Below are 22,369 nucleotides of genomic sequence, written 5' to 3'. Positions count from 1 at the left end.
CTTTCTTTACTCCAGTCCCCAGTCACATGGCTTATCATAACTTTCAGGAAAATCAGCTTCAATCTCGTCTAAATACTCATTCCACATATCTAGACCCTCTTTAAACCAATTAAGTGTTAAATTATCATCCTCATAGCTATATAAAAGAGTTATCAATGGGCAATGATAATATAACAAAGAGCCTTTGAATAATTGAAAGTAGTAACTATAACGCCCCCCTCTCAAAGAATATACATACCTCGATTGACGCCGAAGAATATCTAAACAATCTTGGCGACTCGAAAAGCTAGATAGAGATATATCTTTTATGTTTTTTGCTATAGTAGAGAAAGCTTTTAAGTCAAGCATTTGATAATCATCATCCTTTACTGACTCACTGATAAACTGAGTATTTTTTATATATTCAACAACCTCGTTTTTATCTGTAGAAAGGCTAGGGATTAAGACTTCTTCTTCAGTTAATGGATAAGCTCCTTTTAGTTTTGCACCATGGCCAACATTGAAGTAATTAGAGTTTGGTTTATGTTTAATTAATAATTCCATTTGATTTTTAGAAACCATATAGAAATTATTTGCATAAACTATGTTCCCAAGATTCCCTTCGACTTCATGATCGTAACCGCTGTGAGGCTTAAACTGACGTTTTAAAGAAGAATCATTGTAAATAGAGTACTTAGAATGATGCTCCCCAGAACCTGTTATCGCATTATCCACACCAATTAAATAGATATTTTTGAACCCAAACGAACTAGCATAAGACAATGCTGTATTTGCAACTAAAGGGTTTGAATAGGGAATTATTTCTCTACGCAACAATCCATTCCCTATTCTAGCCAGAGCATAATAATCTGAACCTGCTTCGTTCCCCTTTATTGCAAGGCCTGTCCATTTATAAAGCTCAGGAGTATGTGAGTAGATAACATTAGTTGTTAATAAATTTAAATCGGAATAATCTTCTTTCTTTTGAGTCTCAAGCAAAATTTCATAATTACGTTTAGGACGCTCGATTAAAACATGAAAGTCTGGCTTTATACCCATTTTAAGCAGTGAACCTAAGGCGGTTCCTGCAGCCAAAATAATTGCATTATCTTTATTTTGTCTTAGTAATTCTTCCGCACTATCTAATGATGGTCCATTACCCACGACAAAAACAGGTATTTCAGCTACATCATCAGCTACAACATTATCACTTATCCAAAATGGCAAGTTACTATTCATATGTTTAATTGTATGAGCTATGCTAGTAACAGCATCATTGTAAAAACCAAAGCCGTTCTGAAATTGATAAAACTGCTTAAAGAAATTTGAAATTAATGAGTTTAATTCATTATTTGGGTAGTGTTGGTAGCAAAAGGTTTTAGATATTGAGAAAGCCCCAATATCTTGTACAACTTTGTAAAGTGAATCAAAGAAGTTTTCATAGCTAATTCCTAGATGTATAAATAAACAACCTAATGAATCATCTACTCTTTGAATAATTACATCCCACTCTATACAAAACAGGCTCGCAAAAAAAAGCTCAAAGTCAGGTTCCACGATGTGGATATAATCAAACTCAACCTTATTAAGCAAATACTCAAGGTGATATCCTAAACCAATGCCAAAAATCATTGCGCTAGGGAAGCGATCTGGCAGTCGTTTCAATGTATCAGGTTTTTGTTCTCTTATATTAGCTAGTAATTCACTAATTTTATTCATGTATTTAACATGAATGCGATTGTCTTTCTTCTTTTTTCTGAAGTCATATTTAACCGCACTAATAGCAGGTTTATTTAGGTTTCTTTCAACTTGTTCAACGCATTGGGTGTAAGGATTATCATTATATAAAGGTACTTTTTCGCCTTTTTTAACAAAATTTGCTTTAAGCTCTCGAGTTACATGTAAACAAAAGTCATCCCGAGTTTTATAGTTTTTAATCGCTTGCGCAATTTCAGGGTAGTATTTTTCAAAAGCAGTTACATTATTAGCAAACCGAATATTAGCTTGCTCTGCAAACTTCTCTTCATTTATCTGTTGCTGCAAAGAACTATCAAGTTTTTCTGCTAGCGATTCTATTTGCTGCTCTAAGCTCGATTCTTTAGTCATAAGGCTCTTATTTTATACTTTTATAAATGTCTAATTTTTTTTGAGTTTTGAGATGTGTGCCCAATGATTTTGCAGTATCTGCCTTCAAAGAAGCTACTTTCGTTATCAAGTTATTAAAATCATTTAAAATTGATTCAAGACGACTAACATCTGTATTTGACATATCAGATGATGCAAAGCATTGTTCCAGTAATTTTTCAATCTGTTTAGTATTTGCTACAGCCTCGTCAAAATGCATATTTTCAATATTTTTTAACAAAGAACAGAGGCAAATATCTAGTTTATCTAAGCGTTCAGCCAACATTAGCATCAACACCGTTTTCACTCAGTGTCTGCTGACGAATATCATTAGGAATTGAATCCCATGCTGATTTGATTTCTTTTAATAAGCTCGAAACTTCATCTATGATGGTAGGATCATTCTTAATGCTCGCATCAAGAAGGCGGTCTAGCATATATGAGTATAATGCATAGAGGTTTTCTGTAACCTCACCACCCACTTCAAAATCTAAGCATCCTCTTAATGCTTCAATAATTGCAGATGCCTTAGATAAATGCTCACTTTTAGCTTCAAGATGCTTTTTCTCAATTGCAACTTTTGCTAATACCATTTTTTCTAAAGCACCAGCCATTAACATTTGGATTATTTCATAACGATCAGCACCTGCAACTCGAGTTTTAAGTGCTTCTTTCTGATAATTTCTTACTTTTGCATTATACATAATTTACCTACAAATAATTGCTGAAGACATTAGCTACTACTAAGATTTTGATTTAGTAAACCCTGGTAAACTAGATAATTGAGCACTCAAGTAAGTTTGAGTCGATTGCATCTGAGCCAATAATACATCAAGACCTGAGTACTGTTTACGAAGCCTAGCTTCTAGCTCAGTCATACGGTATTCATGATTAGCGACATCATCTTCGAGATCATCTAACTGAGCGTTTAAGTTTGTTTCTCTTTGTTTAATTATACCGTTAGAGTCAACATAGTTTTCTAATAAAGTTTCAAATTGTGTAGCTAGTCCATTTTCACCTGCAAAAGCCTTGCCAATATCATCGTAGTTTTCGTCCATTGCTTCATTTAAACTACGAACTAGAGATGACTTTTCTAAATAACCATCCTTATCAACGCCTAAGCCAATATCAAATATACTTTCAAATGGACCTGCATCTGTTAAGTTAACAGATAAATTATTGACAAGCTGTGATTGTAAAGAGCGAATCGTTGCATCACCATTGAGTGGCTTACCCACTCTTGATTGAAAACCTAACTGCCCGATTACATTGTTATAATTCGCTATGAATTCATCTACGAGCTTAGTGACACTTTCACGATCAACTTGAACTGATAACTTTGCAGTTTCACCATCGACGCTTTCTCTTTTAGCTGTAATAGTCATGTCTTGAACAGCATCTTTAAACGTGTTGGTATCATTAGTAATAGTAATACCATCAACTTTTATCGAAGCGTCTTGAGCTTCATCACCAGATGCAATTGCAATACCACCAGCAGTAACACCATCGTTAGCAAGTGTCGAAACATTATCAAGTTCAGCAGTATCATTCGTAATTACTAAATCATTGCCAGTACCTGTAACAGATGAGGTTAGGACAAGCTTAGACTCTGTACCTGTATTTATAATATTGGCAGTTACGCCAAAGTTGTCATCTGAATCATTTATGGCATCGCGCAACTCAGCAAGAGTTGCACCTGCATCTAAGGTAATATCAAAATTTTTATCGCCTGCTGCAAACGATAAAGTACCACCTGATGCCGTAACCACATCATCAGTGGATGCAAAGAGGCCATCATTAGATGTTGCTCTACTACCTTGAGCAAGTTCTAATACTTCAATGTTGAAATCCCCAGGAGAAATATCTGAAGTTGGTGTTACTGATATCAGATCACCATCATCACTGGTAGGCTGTTTGATAGTTGCAGTTCTTTTGTTAAAGTTATCTGGATCAGCTAACTTCTCGATAGTGTCTTGCAACTTAGAAAGAGCAGATTTAATTTCACCTATCGCTGAAAGCTCTACCTGTAAAGACTCTTCTTTTGCAACAAATGCGTTCATTTTAGGAGTGTTTTCAGCACTTACGGTTGCTGAGATAATGCTCTCAAGATCTAAGCCAGAGCCAATTCCAGCTGAAGTAATTAACGGCATTTTAACCTCCTGAAAAATATTACACTTTTATGCTGAATGATTAAATAGCATACCTTTACTAGTTAATTTATCGGCAAATTCATCCAAAGCTTTAGCCACTTCTCGAAACTCTTCTGTGGGTATCTCACGGATCACCTCTTCACTTTCTTTATCGAGCACTTTAATGATCGGTGGTTCACCTAGCTCATCAAACTCAAAAATTAAGTTTGTCGAAGTTACCGGTATATATTTATTAAGCTTCTCGAGGTTTTCTTTTACCTCAGCAATCATATCTTGCTTTTCTTGACGCTTCTTGCTTGAAACTTCATCAATATTAACAGGTTCCCTACTAGCAATTTCTGTGCCTTTATTAAGCTTCTCTTCATCTAACACTGATTTTACAGAAACACTGTTTGAAGTATTAACATTATCTGAAGCCCTAGCTGCGGAATTAATATCTATCATTTCTCTCTCCAGCTGTTATCTGTTAAATTATAAGCCACTGTACTGAAAATTTCCTCTGTACAGTGACTTAAAACTTAGACTACCCTAGTAACGAAAGAGCTACTTGTGGGCGCTGATTTGCTTGACTTAAGATAGAGCTACTTGCTTGTTGTAAGATTTGCATCTTAGTCAAGTTAGCAGTTTCTGTTGCAAAGTCAGTATCTTGAATACGCGAACGTGCAGCTGTTAGGTTTTCAGCTATATTTGATTGATTTCGGATTGTTGATTGGAAACGATTTTGAACCGCACCTAATTCAGCGCGCTTTTTATCAACAACAGCGATCATTGCATCCATACCAGCTAATACTTGCTGCGCATTAACTTGTGAAGATACGCTAATAGTTGTTGCACCGAATGCAGAAAAGCCAACTGTTGCTGCGGTTAAACCTGTACCAACATCACTAATACCAGCAGCTAATGTTGACATGCCTTTTCCTGTCACACCTGAAGCAACTTGAGCGATGCCTGACATAGTAAAACCACCATTAGCAGTTAGTGAATTTGCTGTACCACCAACATTTTTCATGCTAAAGCTAATTGTTTGAACTGCATCAGCACCAACTTGGAAACTGGCATTATAAGTTCCATCAAGAAGGTTTTGACCACCGAACGTTGTATCTTCAGCCACTCGATTAACTTCTGAAGCTAATGATCGAATTTCTTCTTGAAGTGCTAAACGGTCTTCATCAGTATTCGAACCATTCGACGCTTGTTGTGCAAGCGTACGAATACGTTGGAACATTGATGTTACTTCGTCTAGTGCACCCTCAGCTGTTTGCGCAAGAGAAATACCATCGTTCGCATTTCGGTTACCTTGATTAAGGCCGTTAACTTGTCCTGTTAAACGGTTAGCGATTTGCATACCCGCAGCATCGTCTTTCGCACTATTAATGCGTAAGCCAGATGATAATCGCTGGAATGAAGTGTCTAAGGAGTTGCCAGATTTCATCAACTGACGCTGTGCGTTCAAAGAACTCACATTAGTATTTACATAGATAGCCATGTTAGCCTCCGCTTTATCATTTAATAGCTAAACAGCGGGATACCCCTACCCTGCTATTTAACCGACATAGAGTCCTAGATTGATAGTTCTCTAAATCAGTTATCGTCTGATAAAGCGAAAGCTTTAGCTTTATTTGTAAATTTTTTAACTATTTTTTAAATTTTAACCTTGTAATAAGCTTAATGCCGCTTGAGGTCTTTGATTTGCTTGACCTAAAATTGTTTGGCTTGCTTGCTGTAAAATTTGGTTTTTAGTCAAATTAGCCGTTTCAGCTGCGAAATCAGCATCTTTAATTCGTGATTTAGCAGCCGATAAGTTTTCTGAAATATTCGCTTGGTTACGAATAGTCGATTGAAAACGGTTTTGTACAGCACCCAATTCAGCACGCTTTTTATCTACTACAGCAATCATAGAATCCATAGCTGCGAGCACTTGCTGAGCATTTACTTGAGAAGATACACTTATTCCGCTTGCAGTAATATTGCTAAAACCTGCTGTAGCTGCGGTTAATCCAGTGCCTATATCACTAATACCTGCAACCAATGTAGACATTCCTTTTCCGCTCACGCCTGAAGCAATACCAGCTATACCCGACATAGTGAAACCACTATTTGCAGTTAGTGAGTTAGCTGTACTTCCAACATTTTTCATACTAAAGCCGATAGTCTGAACGGCATCAGCACCAATTTGAAAACTAGCGGAGTAACTCCCATCAAGTAAGTTTTGGCCACCAAATGTGGTATCTGCAGCAATACGGTTTACTTCAGCAGATAACTGACGAATCTCTTCTTGGAGAGCAAGTCTGTCTTCATCCGTATTTGAACCGTTTGCTGCTTGTTGTGCAAGGGTTCTAATTCGCTGAAAACTTGAAGTAATTTCTTCTAATGCCCCTTCAGCTGTTTGCGCAAGTGAAATACCATCGTTCGCATTTCGGTTACCTTGATTCAAACCTAGAATTTGTGATTGTAAACGGTCAGAAATTTGTAAACCGGCAGCATCATCAGCTGCGCTATTAATACGTAGGCCTGAAGATAGACGTTTAAACGAAGTATCTAAATCTGTACCTGTTCTATCCAACTGTCTTTGTGCATTTAATGCACTAACATTAGTATTTACATATAAAGCCATAATAAACTCTCTTCTTATCTGTCAAAGTAAAGTCACTTATTAAAAAGTGAATTTGACAAAGTGACCCTTACAGCGGCAAATCTAAGTCGCCTGGGGCAAAATACTGCCACTTTGCTGATTAGTTAATTAACTTGAAGTAATGAGAGCAATTAATAGGCCAACTATTAATTAAGATTAAAAAAGGAATAAAAAGGCTCCATTTAGGAGCCTTAAGAGAGATAAGTTTAAGAGTGGGTTTAATAACACAAATTATGGCATAATCTGTGCTTTATGTTTTATGTTCTTACAAATGTTAGAACACTACTGTCAGGATTTTGAGCGCCTCCGCTTTATAATCCTATCTTAGCGCCTTTGTTAATACCCCATTAGACAAAGGCGCTTTTCTTTAAGTCAAAGTTTTGACTTCACTTTGACTCAAATTCCCAACTATTAACCTAGTAAGCTTAATGCCGCTTGAGGACGTTGGTTAGCTTGACTCAAGATTGTTTGGCTAGCTTGTTGTAAGATTTGCATCTTAGTTAGGTTAGCTGTTTCAGTCGCGAAATCTGTATCTTTAATACGAGATTGAGCTGCACTTAAGTTTTCAGAGATATTAGCTTGGTTACGAATCGTTGACTGGAAACGATTTTGAACCGCACCTAGCTCTGCACGCTTTTTATCAACTACCGCAATCATAGCATCCATACCAGCCAAGATTTGTTGTGCATTAACCTGAGAAGACACACTGATTGTAGTTGCGCCGAAAGCTGAGAAACCAACAGTTGCAGCAGTCAAACCTGTACCTACATCACTAATTCCTGCAGCAAGAGTGGACATACCTTTACCTGTCACACCAGAAGCAACACCAGCAATACCTGACATAGTAAAACCACCGTTAGCAGAAAGCGTATTAGCTGTACCACCAACATCCTTCATGCTGAAGCCAATTGTTTGAACAGCATCAGCACCCACTTGGAAACTTGCTGAGTAAGAACCGTCAAGTAAATTTTGGCCACCGAAAGTAGTATCTTCAGCAACTCGGTTTACTTCTGATGCTAAAGAACGAATTTCTTCTTGAAGTGCCAAACGATCTTCATCAGTGTTTGAACCATTCGACGCTTGTTGCGCAAGGGTACGTATACGTTGGAACATTGACGTTACTTCGTCTAGTGCACCTTCAGCTGTTTGCGCTAAAGAGATACCGTCGTTCGCGTTACGGTTACCTTGATTAAGACCGTTAATTTGCGATGTTAAACGGTCAGAAATTTGTAGACCAGCCGCATCGTCAGCAGCGCTGTTGATACGGAAACCAGATGATAAACGCTTGAATGAAGTGTCAAGTGAGTTACCAGAATTCATTAATTGTCTTTGAGCGTTTAATGAACTAACATTTGTATTTACATAAAGTGCCATGATATTTCTCCCGAAGTAAACTTATCATTTACTCTCAAACTTACTCTAATTAAGCGGTAACTGTTGTTTGTTACTCTGCTTGGTTAATTAAGTTATCGGTCCGCTCAAAAAATCCTTTAGTGAATTTTTAAACAATTTTTAAAATTTTATTTAATGCACTGTATTTAAAAGAGAAATATTTTAGCTTTTTAACTAAACATGGCATCTGGTTACCTTGAAAGCCGCTATCACGATGTTTTACTAAAGATATAAATACTAAAAAGAGTGCTCTAAAAACGCTTTTAAAGTGTGAAGCTTAAGGAAGGTTTTGTAGGTTAAGTTTATTAAATAAGCTTAACCTACATAAATTATAAGTAATCAAATAATGAGAGGTTAGCCAAACGGCCAAATGTTGCCTGTGCAGCTTGCAGTGATGTTTCTTGTTTGGTGAGTTCAGTAATCGCTTCAGCCATATCAAGCTCAACAAGCTCAGCTTTTGCAGCTTTATTGCTAGTATCTAAGTCACCGTTTGATTGTTCGATTTTCTTGGCCGTATTTAAGCGACCACCCAAACCGGCCTGAACAAGTGAAACCTGATTTTTGGCATTATCGAGTTGTACGATGGCATCAGCTAAAACTTGATCAAACTCTTCTTGAGTTAAATCAGGATTGGTTAGTCCTGCTATCAGGTCATCCAAAGTATTTAACGCATTCTCTTTTTGTGGTGCTTCAAGGTCAACATCAACTTGGCCATTTGCAACAGGTGAAACAGAAATCTCCATACCTTGATATTCAATTTTACCGTTTTCAAAACTACCGCTGTCAATCGTTACACCAGCTTGCTGCACAACAAATGTATTAGGTGTGCCTGTGGTAGTAATAAAGCTTAGTGTATTGGCATTTGCGGCTGCGGCAGGGTCTGCGTTGTAATTTGCCTGATGGAATTTATCGAAATCAGCTTGCTCAGTAACATAAATTTTTGAGCTTGTGATACCGCCTGACACAGTGCCGTCGTTTGATGCCACATTTAGTCGAGCATTTACTTTTTCGAATGTATCAAAACCATTGTCACTTGATTTGATTTCTACACCTTCAGCCACTTTGATTTTGTGTTGCCCCTGATCGCCACCATATTCATAGCGACCAGAAGTACTATTAAAGGTGTAAGACGGAGTATTATCTTGGTAACCCGAAAAGATAAATTTACCGTCTTCGGTCTTTGCATTCATCAAATCAAGTACCGTACTTTGCAATGCTTTAACTTCTTCAGCAATACCTTCACGGTCGATATCACTATACGCACCATTACCAGCTTGAATAGATAAAGTATAAGCAGACTCAAGCGCACCTTTAATATTTTGCAGCACACTTTCTTCTGTTGTTAGGCGGCTATTCAGCATTGTAATGTTTTTTGTGAACTGTTCATTACCCTGAATGCGATCTGTATAAAGTAGTGCGCGAGCCGTAGCCGAAGGATCGTCAGCAGCAGTCAATACACGCTTTTGAGTATTAACCTGCTCTTGCGCTTTGTTTACATTTTGCTGTGAGTTAAGAATAGAGTTAAGGTTATTCTTATACATCATGTTATTTGAAATACGCATAATTACCTCGCCGCACTTAATAAGGTGTCAAAAATAGTACGTGCTGTTGAAAGGACCTGTGCTGATGCTGCATACGATTGTTGAAAGCGCAGTAAGTTTGCCGCTTCTTCATCAAGGTTTACACCTGATAGCGATTCATACCAAGCTTCAGACTGATCAGCCAATGCTGTAAAGGCCGCACCATTGGTTTGGGCTTGACTAGTCACTACACCAATATCAGTGACAATGCCTGAATAGGCTTGATTAAACGTTTTATGATTATCGGCTGTACTACTTGCTTCAACATTTTGACGCACTAGCTCACCATTTTGTAAATCGGCCAATAGCAAACCATTACGGTTATCATCAAAACCACCTGTGTTAAACTCTACTGTGAAGGTGTCACCTGTTGCAGGTGATCCTTCAATATTAAAGTCAAAGCCGTAGGTATCGTAAGGCGCCCCTGCTTGAGCAAGAATATTCTCAGCAGGTGGTGTAATGGTAAACGTCGATGTACCGTTACCATCTGTAATTTGATACTCGTTAGCATTCGCCGTTTTCACGAGTGTGATATCGCCATTCGCCAAACTCGGTGGGGGACCCACGGTAATACCCGTTGAGTTGTCAATATCGGACACTGTGCCAGCAGAAATACTTGCATCACTGGTATTATTGATATCGTTCGCAGTTCGAATAGGTGATGCTAACGCTAAATCTTCAGGACGTTCAGTTGCAAGCTCTAAGCTAGTTGCAGCCTGAGAGTTCAACTTAACCATAAATTGGTCACCAGTATTTGCAGCACCTGATACGTTGAGCTGTAAACCAAACGCTTCACCACCCGTAATAGTTGATGAGTCAATCACACCGGCAGTCACATTCGCTGTAGATGCGGTGCCAATGGGTTCACCTTTATTATCAATTGCCTGAATCTCAACAGTGGTTGCGCTTGTATAGGTCACAATAAAATCACTTGCTGGCAATTCGCTGCCTTTACCAGGTTCAAGGGTTGCCGTCATTGTTGATGTGCCCGTATTCGCTTGATAACCAAACGCATCTACCGTTGGAATAGCAAAAATATCGCCACCAATTTCACCATTAGCGTCCATACCTAAGCTATTTTGTTGGTTAAAGGCATCGGCTAATGCTAAGCCCATTTGACCAAGTTGGTTTTGCGCTGGAACTAAAATATCGTCACGAAATGCCAGTAAGCCACCAATTTTGCCTTTCAATTTACTCACATCAACTTCAAGCGGCACGGCTTTGCCACCGTTTATATCAAGTTTTAATTCTTTAAAGTTCGGATCAGGATCGCCACTGAATGAAAACAGGTTAAATGTGCCACTTTGCATGACAAGTGCTTGACCAGAGCCTAAATACACTTGTTTCTCGCCGTTATTACCATCGAGTGTTTCAATATCAATCAGCTCAGATAGATCACGAATTGCTTTATCACGTTCATTATATAAACCACTTGATACTGACTCACGATCAGTACCATGAACCGAAGCAATCTTGGTATTTAAATCACTGATATTTTGGATCAGGTTATTTGCTTCATCTGAAAAGATTTCTAGCTGCTCATTTACTACTGCTTTTTGGTCAACCACAATGCTCGATAACCTGTCCATTTGATCAATCAAATTTTGTGCATCCGTCATGACCAGTGAACGAGCTACTGTTGATGACGGTTGATTTAAGCTTTCTTGTACATTGTTAAAAAACGAATTTACGCTCGTTGATAAGCTGTTTGACTCTTCTGAAAACAAGCTATCTACACGGCTTGCTTCAGTTACAAACTGATCAAAAAACGCTTTATTAGAGGTATCTCTATTTAATTGCTTTTGTGCAAATTCATTTAGTAAGCGATACGTTTCACCACGGCCGACTTGGTTATCGATCATGGTTGTGAACTCAGTACGCTCACGCACATAGCCCTCGGTATTAACGTTGGCGATGTTTTTACTGGTGGTTTGTAAAAGCTCAGAGTTAGCTCTTACACCGGCATTTGCTATGTCATATAAGCTAAATGACATGAGGGTCTACTCCTTAACGTACCAATGAAGCAGCGACGCTTTGAAGCTCAACGCGCTTCAATACCTGCTTAATTTTATCGGCATAATTTGGATCAGTTGCATAGCCTGCTTTTTGTAACGAATCTAAAAAGGCTGCAGGCTCTGCGGTATTATTAAGTGCTTCTTGATAACGTGGGTTTTCATTTAAAAAATCCACAAAGTCGTTCACACTGTCTTTAATCGATTGATAAGAGCGAAAACTTGCTTGCTTTTTAACTGGCACACCTTGTTCAAACTCAAGCGTGACTTTGCTTGCTTTATCACCTTGCCAGCTCCTATCCGATTTAATATTGAATAAGTTGTTACTACTTGTGCCATCAGCTTTACTGATGATGTGTTTACCCCAGCCCGTTTCAAGGGCTGCTTGAGCAACCATCACAGCTGGGTTTAAGCCAATTTTTTCAGCCGCATTTTTAGCGTGCTCCCAAACAGAGCTAATGAAAGACTCAGCATCTTCAAAGCGGTTTTCTGATTGCTCGTTCGCTGATGTATCCTCGACAGCTTGTGGTTTAGCCTTAGCCTCAGTAGTGCTATTAAGGACACCGTTTGCGCGTTTATCACTATCAAAGTCAGCCGTCGTTCTTAGTACAGAACCTGGTGTAAACTCTTTACCATCTGGCGAGAGCTGCTGAACAATCAAGTCAGCTAGGCCGAGCGAACCATTTGATGAAAGCTCAACCGACATTTGTTGGTCATGCATCTCTTCAAAAAATTTAACGCCGCTTGAATTAAATGGGCTGTCTTTATCTTCAAACGCTTCATTTGCTTTGCGCATGCTTTTAAGCAGCATCTGAGTGAAGATAGATTCAAATTGTGCCGCCGCTTTTTTCAGCGCCTCTTTTGACGCATCGCTAGAGGCATCACTTTTTAAGGCATTTTGACGTAATGAGTCTAAGTTGCCTAAATCAAAAAAGTTTTGCTTGTCGAGATGATTTGTATCCATCAGCTTTTTGACACAATAGTTAATAATGAAAATTAAAATGCAAAAATTGCGCCAATAAAAAACTTTATAAATGAATGGCTAATAACTGATACAGGAATGGAGTAACTTCAGAGCCAAGATTTTGGCTGATGTTTGTGTGCTAAATGATTTAAGAAATACTAAAACAAAAAACGCGCTCGAAAGCGCGTTTTAATTTAAATGATAACCAGTTGCCCGTTTATCGCCCCCGCTTCTTTTAAAGCTTCAAGGATTGCCATTAAATCACCCGGTGCGGCCCCAACTTCATTGATTGCACGCACGAGATCATCAAGATTAACACCTGGATTAAATACAAAAGCACGTGAATCATCTTCGTTCACATCAATAATACTTTGATTGGTAACGGTAGTTTCACCATCACTTAAAGCATTTGGCTGTGACACATTTTGCTGCTCAGCAATGGTGACCGTTAAACCACCATGTGTAATCGCCGCTGGCTGTAGCTTCACGTTTTTGCCAATCACTATTGTGCCTGTGCGAGAGTTCACAATAATTTTTGCTGCTGTGTCTGCTGGCTTAAACTCTAAGTTTTCAAGTGTCGACAAATAAGCAACACGTTGAGAAGCATCACGCGGTGCTAACACTCGTACTGAAGCTGCATCGATTGCCTGAGCGCTGTCAGGACCCACTAAATCATTAATCGTTTGCTCTAAGCGTTTAGCCGTTGTGAAATCAGGACGATTTAAATTAAAGGTAATGTAGTCACCTTGCATAAACGGGCTCTTAATAGCACGCTCTACAATGGCACCGTTTGGAATACGACCCACTGTGGGTGTGTTAATAATTACACGGCTACCGTCTGCCCCTTCAGCACCTAGACCACCTACGACTAAGCTGCCTTGTGCAATCGCATAGGTATTGCCATCAACCCCTTTTAGGAAGGTTTGTAATAAAGTACCGCCACGTAAACTACCCGCACTACCAATAGACGAAACCGTAATATCAATGGTTTGACCGGGTTTTCTGAATGCCGGTAACTCTGCATGCACAGCCACAGCGGCAACATTTTTAATCTTAGGTTTTAAGCTATCAGGTAAGGTAATACCAAAGCCATTTAACATGGCTTTAAAGCTTTGTTGGGTAAATCGGCTTTGCTCACCTGTGCCAGGCAAACCGACAACCAAACCATAACCCACTAATTGGTTTGCGCGCACGCCCTCAACCATAGATACATCTTTGACTCGCTCAGCCTGTGCAGAAAACTGCAGGCTAATTAAGCAAAGAGCGATGATGTATTTAAACCCATTCATGACTTTATTCCTCTAAAATGGGAAAAGCGAACTACTAAAGAAACGAGACAGCCAACCTGCACTTTGCGTTTCTTGAATTTGCCCTTTACCTGAGTATTGAATTCGCGCATTAGCAATACGGTTTGATGTGACCGTGTTATCTGCTTGAACATCTTCAGGACGAACTAAACCTTCAAGGCGAATAAATTCTTCACCGGTATTCAAAGTGAGCCATTTTTCACCGCGAATAACCAAATTTCCGTTCGGTAGAACACGCATCACATTGACAGATATATCACCAAATAAGCTATTTGATTGGTTAGACTTTGAATCACCTTTAAACGATGCCCCAGAACCAATACCAAACTGAATGCTATCACCGCCAATGTTAACTGGATTACCGCCAAGCCCAATAACAGGGTCTAAACTAGCGTCCGTTTCTTTGTCGGTTTCGGTTTTTGCCGCTTTGGTGGCTTGCGTTGATTCTTGCAATTTAACAGTGATGATATCACCCGCGCGCAATGCCTTTTTATCTGAGTACAAGTCATCTGCTGAATAACTATCAAACAACGAACCCGTTGGTACCATTGGCTCTGTTGTTGGCTCCGGATACATAGGCGCATAGTAAGGGTCATCCTGAACCACATGATGATTTTGCGTTGTCATACAACCACCCAGCATTAATGCTGCCGATGTGACTAAGATAATGTTACGCATGCTGCCTCCTACCCATTAAAGCTGTTGATTGATGTAACTAAGCATTTCATCAACCGCTGAAATCACTTTTGAATTCATTTCATAAATTCGTTGCGTTTCGATCAAGTTAACAAGCTCTTCTGTTACATTCACATTAGACGTTTCAAGTGAACCTTGAACCACAGTACCTAAACCATCGATACCTGGGTTCCCTTGCACAGGTGCGCCACTCACAGCGGTTTCTGTGTATAAGTTTTGCCCCATAGGCTCAAGACCTGATGGATTAATAAAGTCACTAATTGTTAGCTGACCAATGACCACGTTCTCTGCTTGTCCTGAAATACGTACCGACACTTCACCGTCTTGCGAAACAGTAATTGATTGTGCATCGTCTGGTACGTTCATTTCTGGCTGTAATGGAAAACCCGCACCAGAAGTTACAATGCGACCATCTTCGTCAGTGGTGAATTGACCATTACGTGAGTATGCAATGTTGCCATCTGGTAATTGCACTTCAAAAAAGCCAGGACCTGAGATCATCCAGTCCAATGAATTTTCTGTGGTAAGCATGTTACCTTGTGAAAAGTTCTTTTGGTTAGCAACCACTTTTGCACCGGCACCAAGCATTAAACCCGATGGCATTTCAGTGTCTTGCGACGAACGGCCACCTGGTTGATTGATGTTTTGATATAGTAAATCTTCAAATACGGCGCGGCTTTTTTTGTAACCGACCGTGCTGGCATTCGCGAGATTATTTGAGATCACCGAAATATCGGTTTGCTGGGCGTCAAGCCCGGTTTTACTGATCCATAATGCAGGATTCATAACTCTACCCTCTCAGTCATCTTAAACAATGCGTAACAGCTGATCTTGACGCTCGTCGAGCTCTTCGGCTGTTTTCATTAATTTAACTTGTAATTCAAATTGGCGTTGATTGCTGATCATGTCGACCATTTCATGCACTGGGTTTACGTTCGACATTTCAAGCGTACCCGACAGTACCTTTACGTTTGGTGAAATATCACAAAAACCACAAAGGTCATTGACCAACATGTCTTCTTTTGGTCGAAATAAACCGTCATTACCTTTTTCAAGCTGAGTGTTATCAGCCTCAATCACTTTTAAGCGATCAACCACTTCCAAAAAGTTAGCTGGCGCACCTTGTGGGCGAACCTGAATAGCACCGTCTTCACTAAACTCAACTTTCTCGATAGGTAATGGCAAAATGATTGGACCACCTTCGCCAATTACTTGACGGCCATGGCTAGTGATCAACGCGCCATCTGGAGTAATGTTTAATGTGCCAGTTTTGGTGTACGCCTCATTGCCTGATGCATCTTGTACACTCAACCAACCACGGTCACTCATCGCGATATCAAGCTCGCGGCCAGTTTCAACAAAACCACCCGATTCCATATTAGATCCAGGGCGTTCTTGCATTGCAAACACCCTAGATGGCAGACCTTCACCGAAGGCTTGCATAGAGCGAGCTTGTGCAAAATCAGCTTTAAAGCCAGTGGTGTTAGCATTCGCAAGGTTGTTGGCCTTGAGTTCAAGACCTCGCAAACTTTGCTTAGCACCCGACATGGCAATGTAGACCATTTTGTCCATAACATTGACTCACTAAAAATACGATAACTAAGAAATGCAATAAAAGTGCCAAAGTAAAATTGACGCTAAAATAGAAGAGAAAAATGAATAATTAGAATGAAAAAAGGCTGCCAATAGAGGGAGCAGCCTTCGTGTCGGATTAAGCTTAGAGCCGTTAAAATTAACGGATCTGTAGGATGTTTTGCTGTAGTGTTGAGTTAACCTCAAGCGCACGTGAATTTGCTTGGAAGTTACGCTGCGCACTAATCAAGTCAACAAGTTCGTTAGTTAGGTTAACGTTTGATTGTTCAAGCGCAGATGAGTTAATTGAACCCAAGGTACCTGAACCTGGTTCGCCAGCAATAGGTTCACCTGATGTAAGGCTCTTCTTCCAGGCCGTATCACCCACTTGTTGTAAACCCTGTGAGTTCGAAAAGCGTACCATCGCAACTTGACCTAGGAATGAAGTATCACCATTACTGTATGAAGCAACAATTTTACCGTCAGAACCGATATCGATACCTGATAGACGACCTACAGTCGCACCATCTTGTTCCAGTGCTTTTACTTCAAAGTTACTAGCATACTGAGTAGGAATTTTATTTGTTGTTGCTGCTTCATCACGCCAATTAATAGTGACATCATCTGGGAAGCTGGCACCATTAGAAAGTAAGTCAGATAAGCCTGCCGCAGCACCAACACCATTTGGTAACGTTAATGGGTCAAACGTAGTGTCAGTGTTTGCTACACCATCTGTATTTAGTGGTAAACCACTTGAGTCAAACTGAAAAGTCGAAATAGGCGTGTATGGCGACGTAGTTTGCTCAGTACCATCCGCAGCAAACGGTTTTTCATCTAAAGTAGCATACACTTCCCACTCATTTTCATTACCAGTAGTTGTTGAATCAGTTTTCACAAAAAAGAATTGTAAAATATGTGGCTCACCTAATGAATCATACACTGTTGTTGATGTTGAGCTGTTATATGAAGCACTTGTCTCAGGATCAAACGGCGTCACTGACGGTGAAGTTGCTCGAGAGTCTAGATTAAAAGATGAATAAACATTCGTGGTTGCACGTGGTGAACCTGATGCATCAGGAATTTGTAGTGCAGAAGATGTACTTAAGCTAACAGAAGTGGTATCACCGGTTGCTTCATCAACAGGGAAACCTTGTAGATAGTTGCCATTAGCATCGACTACAAAGTTATCTTTATTTAATTTAAACGCACCTGCTCGGGTATATGTGAAGTCTTGTGCACCTAGGTCATTCGCCATTGCGAAATAACCTTCACCAGTGATCGCTAAGTCAAGTGAGTTATTTGTGAAAGATAACGAACCTTGGTGGAATTGTTGTGCCACCATTGTTGTTCTTACACCGTCACCATTTTTTGTTTTACCAGAACTAAATACTGATGATGCGTATACATCAGCGAACTCTGCACGAGACTCTTTAAAGCCCGTAGTATTAACGTTAGCAATGTTATTTGCGGTAACGTCTAAATCTTTTTGCGCGGCTGCTAAGCCTGTTAATGCAATATTGAAGCTCATAACTCACCTCTAACCTATCTCTTAGCCTAAGCTAACCCAAACCTTTTTTACTTATGCGATTTCAGCTATATCAGTTAGCCTAACCGCACCCTCTTTTGTATTTACGATAATGCCGCTTGCGCCATTAATATTGACACTTTCAATATTCTTAAAGGTCGCCATTGGCATACTGCTGTAGTCTCCATTTACAAAGCCTTCAGCACTGATGTCATATTCACCTTCAGGTAGCACATTGCCATCATTGTCTTTACCATCCCATTCAAAACGAAGTGCACCCGCTGACTGAGAACCTAATTCAATGGTACGCACTAACTGGCCTGATGAATCCGTTATTCTTAGCGTTAAAGATTCAACAGCGGTTTCTGCAACCACCGACCCTTTAGCTAGATTTTCGCCATCAAAATCAATGGTGTCAGACTCAAGTAACGCTTGCTTACCAACAAGAGTCGAAGCCTGTAACGCAGAATTTGATGTCATTGATGCAGTGAGTGAATCAAACTTCTCGTTTAAGTTTGAAATACCTTCAGCCATGGTAAAGTTCGTCATCTGCGCAATCATTTGATCGTTATCAGCAGGATTACTCGGATCCTGAAACGACAACTGCTGTGTTAACAACGAAAAGAAATCTTCCTGAGAAAGCGTGTTGTTGTCTTCTTCAGTTGTTTGCGTACTACTTTGATTCCAACGCAAACTATCCATATAGGATGATGATGCAGAGCTGATGTCGTTACTCATAACTTATCCTCGGTTACCGTTGTCCTAACAACAGTGTTTTACTTAACATTTGCTTAGCTGCATCAGCAACTTGCACATTTGTTTGGTAAGAGCGAGAGGCAGAAATCATATTTGCCATTTCTTCTACAACATTAACGTTAGGTTTGTAGATATAACCATTTTCATCCGCACTTGGGTGGTTCGGGTTATATTCAATTTGTAGAGGTTTATCACTCTCTACAATGCCTAACACTTTAACGCCAACAGAAGAGCCCTGAGGATTGCTTTGTGATGCTGACGCTTTAGTCAACTCTGCAGCAAAAACAGGGTGGCGCGCTCGATATGTCTGATCTTGACTAGAACTAATCGTATTTGCATTCGAGATATTACTGGCTGTGGTATTTAAGCGAACATTTTGCGCACTCATACCGGTTGCTGAAATATCAAAAACATTATACAAACTCATGATTAAGCTCCTTGACTACCGAGGGCTTTTTTAAGGCCTTTAATTTTACTACTCATAAATTGCAGGCTTGCCTGATACTCTAATGAGTTCTGTACATACAAGTTTCGTTCCACTTGTATATCGACTGAGTTACCATCACCTGTATCTGCTTGATTTGGCGTACGAAACATTTCTGCGCTGCCAACAAAACGACTGCCCCCGGCAATATGTTTAGCATCGGTTCTTACCATGCTATTGCCGCCTTGTTGGTTGCTTTTTGCCGCTTTTAATGCCGAGGCAAAATCGATATCTTTCGCTTTATAGCCCGGCGTATCAGCATTAGCGATATTTGTCGCTAATAACTCAGCGCGTTGTGAACGGATCAACATCGCATGAGGATGAACACCAAATGCTTTATCAAAACTGATAGCCATAACCATCTCCAAAAAATTGACTCTGTAGTGGTTAATGCAAAAGCTAAGCCAAAAATTTAGGAGTAATTTGATTTATATAAGAGACTGAAAAATAGGTAAATTTAGCAACCTAAGGACTAGGTTGCTAAGGAGAGTTTACTTTTTCTGATAGATGATACCTGGGTTACAACGAACCATATCAAAGCTATCACTTAAGCCCGCCATTGATTCTGACGCACCTAAAAACAGGTAACCTTTCGGGTTTAAAGCTTGAGCAAATTGAGAAATGATTTTAGCTTTTACTTCTGGTGAAAAGTAAATCAACACATTACGGCAAAATATGATGTCAAACTTGCCCATTAGGGCATATGAATCGAGTAAGTTTAAATGTCTAAAGCTGACCATTTTACGTATAGGGTCAACTACCTGAGCCATTCCATTACCGCTGTCCTTGAAGAACTTTTGACGACGCTCCATCGACAAGCCACGAGCGAGCGCCAGCGAGTCATACTCAGCATTCTTGCACATATCAAGCATGGTATTAGAGATATCAGTGCCAATAATTTGCGCACCCATCTTTAATACACCTGGGTTTTTAGATTGGAACTCGGCAACAGACATGGCAATTGAGTACGGCTCTTGTCCTGATGAACTTGCCGCTGACCATATTTTTAGTGGCCTACGCACATCTTTAAGTTCAGGAAATAGTTTTGTTTTCAATAACTCAAACGGATATTGGTCACGAAACCAAAGCGTTTCATTGGTTGTCATCGCATCAACGACAGCGGCACGAAGCTGCCTCTCATGAGGGCTTAGTGTTTTACTTACCAACTGTGATAAAGACTCAACATTAAAACGCGCCATAAGCGGCGCAAGGCGGCTTTTAACTAGATAAAGTTTATTATCGCCAAGCACAATGCCACATTGTTGCTCTAAAAAAGAGCGGAATTGATCGTATTCGCTTTGTTGTAAATGCTTATTTTCCAAAGTAATACCACCTATAAATAATTAATCACAATGAACCCACTTCTTCACAGCTGTCGCTAATTCATCTGGGTTAAATTTTGCAATAAAATCATCAGCACCCACTTTTTCGATCATTGCTTGGTTAAACACCCCACTTAAAGAGGTATGCAAGATCACATGCAAAGGTGATAATTTTGGATCTGCCTTAATTTCAGCGGTTAAGGTATAACCGTCCATTTCTGGCATTTCTACATCAGATATTAATAGACCAACACGTTCAGTAATATCATTTTGACAATCGAGCTGAGCAATCTCTCTTAAACGTAAAAGTGCTTCTTTTCCGTTTTTAGCTAGTTCAGTTTGTACACCTAGAGGTTCAAGCGCACGCTTGACTTGGTTTCGAGCTACTGCAGAGTCATCAGCAATAAAGACAATACGCTCACCCAAGTCACGCTGAATCTCACCTTCACCAACTACTTCAGCACTCACTTCAGTGTTAACTGGGCAAATTTCGTTTAATATCTTTTCTACATCGAGAATTTCAACTAATTCGTTTTCAATCTCAGTGACCGCAGTTAGGTAAGAATAACGTCCGGCTCCCGAAGGCGGCGGCATTATTTTTTCCCAGTTCATATTCACGATGCGTTCAACACCACCAACTAAAAACCCTTGCACTGAACGGTTGTACTCAGCAATGATGATAAAACTGTCTTTGATATTTTCAATTGCAGGGCCACCTACAGCCATCGATAAATCAATAACAGAGATAGTTTGACCACGGATATGCGCAACACCGCGAATGTACGCATTTGATTTAGGCATGTTAGTAAGTGGTGGACATTGCAGAACCTCTCTTACTTTAAACACGTTTATACCAAAGCGTTGTCGCCCTCTGAGTTTGAATAATAGTAATTCAAGGCGGTTTTGCCCAACCAACTGAGTACGCTGGTTAACTGAGTCTAAAATGCCTGCCATTTCAATCTCCTAAAGATAAACAATCAGAGCTGGAACAATAATTGCCTTCTTTGTGTTAAAGCTACATAAGGTTACAAAGCGTCTGTTTTTTGACGCAAAATATTTATACCTTGTTTTCAACCATAAGCATAGTCGAAACAATATGAGTTTGTTAAAAAAAAGCCGAAGATACAGTGTTTTTTATTTTCTTACTAGCCTGTTGTTTACAACACAACTACAGGCAGAAGTTTATAATACCGAGCAACTTCAACAAATCGCCATCGATTTTGTTAGCGAGCAGCTCCCTGATCTGGACACCACACCTCAAATTAGTGCTTTACCATTAGATAGTCGCATTCCTGAGAGGTTATGTGAGTCACCAATTAACAAAGAGTTACCAACAGAGCCTCCTTTTAATCGGCAGGTAACTGTACAACTTAAGTGCCAAGATTTAAATAGTTGGACCCAATACGTTCACGTGCGCATTATTGAGCTCGAACCTGTGGTTGTTGTTACCACTAATTTAGCCCGTGGAGAGGTCATTCGCCCTGAACATTTACGCCTCGAAATGAAGCCAAAGCAATTTGTTAGAACGCAATATGTTCAAGATGAGGCTATACTTATTGGCAGTCGCAGTAAGCGCAATTTACGTGACGGCACACCTATTGTTATGAGCCAAGTTTGTATGGTTTGTAAAGGCGATAATGTAACTATCTATGCTTCATTACGCGGGTTAAGAATTAAAACCACCGGAATTGCTCTAGAAGATGGTACGTTAGACGAATTAGTACGTGTAAAAAACAAAAAATCAGGTAAAGTATTAAATGCACGTGTGGATGGGGTCGAGTCTGTACAAGTAAATATTTAATTTTTTATATTTATGCTAAAGTATCCGCTGTGCCCGCCGATATAAAGGCATATGTTGGGTAATGTATAGGTCA

The 22,369-nt window shown here is 39.7% G+C and carries 22 protein-coding genes; 1 reads left to right on the top strand and 21 read right to left on the bottom strand.

Translation table 11 applies throughout. The features are described 5' to 3' along the window. Window positions 1-6 precede the first annotated feature (6 nt). The 21 genes from AN394_RS02160 to AN394_RS02060 all read right to left on the bottom strand — a co-directional run bounded on the left by AN394_RS02160 (window position 7) and on the right by AN394_RS02060 (window position 21,449). Window positions 7-2,085, bottom strand: a complete 2,079-nt coding sequence (locus AN394_RS02160; protein WP_054562204.1) for a 6-hydroxymethylpterin diphosphokinase MptE-like protein — start codon at window positions 2,083-2,085, stop codon at window positions 7-9. A gap of 7 nt (window positions 2,086-2,092) precedes the next feature. Then, complete coding sequence (locus AN394_RS02155; protein ID WP_055197945.1) at window positions 2,093-2,389, bottom strand: hypothetical protein; 297 nt, start codon at window positions 2,387-2,389, stop codon at window positions 2,093-2,095. After that, complete coding sequence (fliS, locus tag AN394_RS02150; protein WP_054562206.1) at window positions 2,379-2,807, bottom strand: flagellar export chaperone FliS; 429 nt, start codon at window positions 2,805-2,807, stop codon at window positions 2,379-2,381. Before fliS ends, AN394_RS02155 begins: the two co-directional genes overlap by 11 nt. Before the next feature lie 39 nt (window positions 2,808-2,846). Beyond that, window positions 2,847-4,253, bottom strand: coding sequence for a flagellar filament capping protein FliD (gene fliD / locus AN394_RS02145; protein ID WP_054562207.1), 1,407 nt, complete (start codon window positions 4,251-4,253; stop codon window positions 2,847-2,849). A 27-nt stretch (window positions 4,254-4,280) separates the two neighbouring features. Further along, the gene (locus AN394_RS02140) at window positions 4,281-4,697 is read right to left on the bottom strand and encodes a flagellar protein FlaG (protein ID WP_054562208.1); all 417 of its coding nucleotides are present in this window, start codon (window positions 4,695-4,697) and stop codon (window positions 4,281-4,283) included. A gap of 79 nt (window positions 4,698-4,776) precedes the next feature. After that, window positions 4,777-5,739 carry a flagellin gene (locus tag AN394_RS02135; protein WP_054562209.1) on the bottom strand — a complete coding sequence of 321 codons (963 nt, stop codon included), beginning with the start codon at window positions 5,737-5,739 and terminating at the stop codon, window positions 4,777-4,779. Between the two features lie 162 nt (window positions 5,740-5,901). After that, entirely contained in the window at window positions 5,902-6,867 is a 966-nt protein-coding gene (locus AN394_RS02130; RefSeq protein ID WP_054562210.1) for a flagellin, read from the bottom strand. Between the two features lie 429 nt (window positions 6,868-7,296). Continuing rightward, window positions 7,297-8,259 carry a flagellin gene (locus tag AN394_RS02125; RefSeq protein WP_054562211.1) on the bottom strand — a complete coding sequence of 321 codons (963 nt, stop codon included), beginning with the start codon at window positions 8,257-8,259 and terminating at the stop codon, window positions 7,297-7,299. A gap of 347 nt (window positions 8,260-8,606) precedes the next feature. Beyond that, window positions 8,607-9,839 carry a flagellar hook-associated protein FlgL gene (flgL, locus tag AN394_RS02120; RefSeq protein ID WP_055020697.1) on the bottom strand — a complete coding sequence of 411 codons (1,233 nt, stop codon included), beginning with the start codon at window positions 9,837-9,839 and terminating at the stop codon, window positions 8,607-8,609. A gap of 2 nt (window positions 9,840-9,841) precedes the next feature. Further along, a complete protein-coding gene (gene flgK, locus AN394_RS02115; RefSeq protein WP_054562213.1) occupies window positions 9,842-11,851 on the bottom strand; it encodes a flagellar hook-associated protein FlgK in 2,010 nt (669 codons plus the stop codon). Between the two features lie 13 nt (window positions 11,852-11,864). Next, window positions 11,865-12,833, bottom strand: coding sequence for a flagellar assembly peptidoglycan hydrolase FlgJ (gene flgJ / locus AN394_RS02110; RefSeq protein ID WP_055020696.1), 969 nt, complete (start codon window positions 12,831-12,833; stop codon window positions 11,865-11,867). 194 nt (window positions 12,834-13,027) lie between these two features. Further along, a complete protein-coding gene (locus tag AN394_RS02105; RefSeq protein ID WP_054562215.1) occupies window positions 13,028-14,122 on the bottom strand; it encodes a flagellar basal body P-ring protein FlgI in 1,095 nt (364 codons plus the stop codon). Between the two features lie 12 nt (window positions 14,123-14,134). Continuing rightward, the gene (gene flgH / locus AN394_RS02100; RefSeq protein ID WP_054562216.1) at window positions 14,135-14,818 is read right to left on the bottom strand and encodes a flagellar basal body L-ring protein FlgH; all 684 of its coding nucleotides are present in this window, start codon (window positions 14,816-14,818) and stop codon (window positions 14,135-14,137) included. A gap of 15 nt (window positions 14,819-14,833) precedes the next feature. Next, window positions 14,834-15,622: a flagellar basal-body rod protein FlgG gene (gene flgG, locus AN394_RS02095; RefSeq protein ID WP_054553306.1), complete on the bottom strand. Its 789-nt coding sequence runs from the start codon at window positions 15,620-15,622 to the stop codon at window positions 14,834-14,836. A 21-nt stretch (window positions 15,623-15,643) separates the two neighbouring features. Beyond that, window positions 15,644-16,408, bottom strand: coding sequence for a flagellar basal body rod protein FlgF (locus AN394_RS02090; RefSeq protein ID WP_054553307.1), 765 nt, complete (start codon window positions 16,406-16,408; stop codon window positions 15,644-15,646). A 160-nt stretch (window positions 16,409-16,568) separates the two neighbouring features. Beyond that, window positions 16,569-17,936, bottom strand: coding sequence for a flagellar hook protein FlgE (gene flgE / locus AN394_RS02085; RefSeq protein ID WP_054562217.1), 1,368 nt, complete (start codon window positions 17,934-17,936; stop codon window positions 16,569-16,571). 51 nt (window positions 17,937-17,987) lie between these two features. Continuing rightward, window positions 17,988-18,671: a flagellar hook assembly protein FlgD gene (locus AN394_RS02080; RefSeq protein WP_054562218.1), complete on the bottom strand. Its 684-nt coding sequence runs from the start codon at window positions 18,669-18,671 to the stop codon at window positions 17,988-17,990. Window positions 18,672-18,684: 13 nt separating this feature from the next. After that, window positions 18,685-19,116: a flagellar basal body rod protein FlgC gene (gene flgC, locus AN394_RS02075; RefSeq protein WP_054562219.1), complete on the bottom strand. Its 432-nt coding sequence runs from the start codon at window positions 19,114-19,116 to the stop codon at window positions 18,685-18,687. A gap of 2 nt (window positions 19,117-19,118) precedes the next feature. Next, window positions 19,119-19,529 carry a flagellar basal body rod protein FlgB gene (gene flgB, locus AN394_RS02070; RefSeq protein ID WP_054562220.1) on the bottom strand — a complete coding sequence of 137 codons (411 nt, stop codon included), beginning with the start codon at window positions 19,527-19,529 and terminating at the stop codon, window positions 19,119-19,121. Between the two features lie 135 nt (window positions 19,530-19,664). Further along, window positions 19,665-20,495 carry a protein-glutamate O-methyltransferase CheR gene (locus AN394_RS02065; protein WP_054562221.1) on the bottom strand — a complete coding sequence of 277 codons (831 nt, stop codon included), beginning with the start codon at window positions 20,493-20,495 and terminating at the stop codon, window positions 19,665-19,667. A gap of 21 nt (window positions 20,496-20,516) precedes the next feature. Beyond that, entirely contained in the window at window positions 20,517-21,449 is a 933-nt protein-coding gene (locus AN394_RS02060; protein ID WP_054562222.1) for a chemotaxis protein, read from the bottom strand. 142 nt (window positions 21,450-21,591) lie between these two features. On the opposite strand from AN394_RS02060, the gene flgA reads away from it, so the two are divergent. Next, on the top strand, window positions 21,592-22,296 hold the full coding sequence (gene flgA / locus AN394_RS02055) for a flagellar basal body P-ring formation chaperone FlgA (protein WP_054562223.1): 705 nt from the start codon (window positions 21,592-21,594) through the stop codon (window positions 22,294-22,296). Window positions 22,297-22,369 lie beyond the last annotated feature (73 nt).

Origin of the sequence: Pseudoalteromonas sp. P1-26 (genome assembly GCF_001401795.1) — a bacterium.
Taxonomy (GTDB): domain Bacteria; phylum Pseudomonadota; class Gammaproteobacteria; order Enterobacterales; family Alteromonadaceae; genus Pseudoalteromonas.
This window is presented reverse-complemented; position numbering and strand designations above follow the sequence as displayed.

Bases quoted from the DNA above. Each gene is read 5' to 3' on its own strand.
- flgJ (WP_055020696.1), bottom strand. From the start codon at position 12,833: ATGGATACAAATCATCTCGACAAGCAAAACTTTTTTGATTTAGGCAAC.
- AN394_RS02130 (WP_054562210.1), bottom strand. From the start codon at position 6,867: ATGGCTTTATATGTAAATACTAATGTTAGTGCATTAAATGCACAAAGA.
- flgA (WP_054562223.1), top strand. From the start codon at position 21,592: ATGAGTTTGTTAAAAAAAAGCCGAAGATACAGTGTTTTTTATTTTCTT.
- flgG (WP_054553306.1), bottom strand. From the start codon at position 15,622: ATGAATCCTGCATTATGGATCAGTAAAACCGGGCTTGACGCCCAGCAA.
- AN394_RS02105 (WP_054562215.1), bottom strand. From the start codon at position 14,122: ATGAATGGGTTTAAATACATCATCGCTCTTTGCTTAATTAGCCTGCAG.
- flgK (WP_054562213.1), bottom strand. From the start codon at position 11,851: ATGTCATTTAGCTTATATGACATAGCAAATGCCGGTGTAAGAGCTAAC.
- flgE (WP_054562217.1), bottom strand. From the start codon at position 17,936: ATGAGCTTCAATATTGCATTAACAGGCTTAGCAGCCGCGCAAAAAGAT.
- AN394_RS02060 (WP_054562222.1), bottom strand. From the start codon at position 21,449: ATGGCAGGCATTTTAGACTCAGTTAACCAGCGTACTCAGTTGGTTGGG.
- AN394_RS02090 (WP_054553307.1), bottom strand. From the start codon at position 16,408: ATGGACAAAATGGTCTACATTGCCATGTCGGGTGCTAAGCAAAGTTTG.
- AN394_RS02140 (WP_054562208.1), bottom strand. From the start codon at position 4,697: ATGATAGATATTAATTCCGCAGCTAGGGCTTCAGATAATGTTAATACT.
- fliD (WP_054562207.1), bottom strand. From the start codon at position 4,253: ATGCCGTTAATTACTTCAGCTGGAATTGGCTCTGGCTTAGATCTTGAG.
- flgB (WP_054562220.1), bottom strand. From the start codon at position 19,529: ATGGCTATCAGTTTTGATAAAGCATTTGGTGTTCATCCTCATGCGATG.
- AN394_RS02080 (WP_054562218.1), bottom strand. From the start codon at position 18,671: ATGAGTAACGACATCAGCTCTGCATCATCATCCTATATGGATAGTTTG.
- AN394_RS02160 (WP_054562204.1), bottom strand. From the start codon at position 2,085: ATGACTAAAGAATCGAGCTTAGAGCAGCAAATAGAATCGCTAGCAGAA.
- AN394_RS02155 (WP_055197945.1), bottom strand. From the start codon at position 2,389: ATGTTGGCTGAACGCTTAGATAAACTAGATATTTGCCTCTGTTCTTTG.
- flgH (WP_054562216.1), bottom strand. From the start codon at position 14,818: ATGCGTAACATTATCTTAGTCACATCGGCAGCATTAATGCTGGGTGGT.
- flgC (WP_054562219.1), bottom strand. From the start codon at position 19,116: ATGAGTTTGTATAATGTTTTTGATATTTCAGCAACCGGTATGAGTGCG.
- AN394_RS02135 (WP_054562209.1), bottom strand. From the start codon at position 5,739: ATGGCTATCTATGTAAATACTAATGTGAGTTCTTTGAACGCACAGCGT.
- flgL (WP_055020697.1), bottom strand. From the start codon at position 9,839: ATGCGTATTTCAAATAACATGATGTATAAGAATAACCTTAACTCTATT.
- fliS (WP_054562206.1), bottom strand. From the start codon at position 2,807: ATGTATAATGCAAAAGTAAGAAATTATCAGAAAGAAGCACTTAAAACT.
- AN394_RS02125 (WP_054562211.1), bottom strand. From the start codon at position 8,259: ATGGCACTTTATGTAAATACAAATGTTAGTTCATTAAACGCTCAAAGA.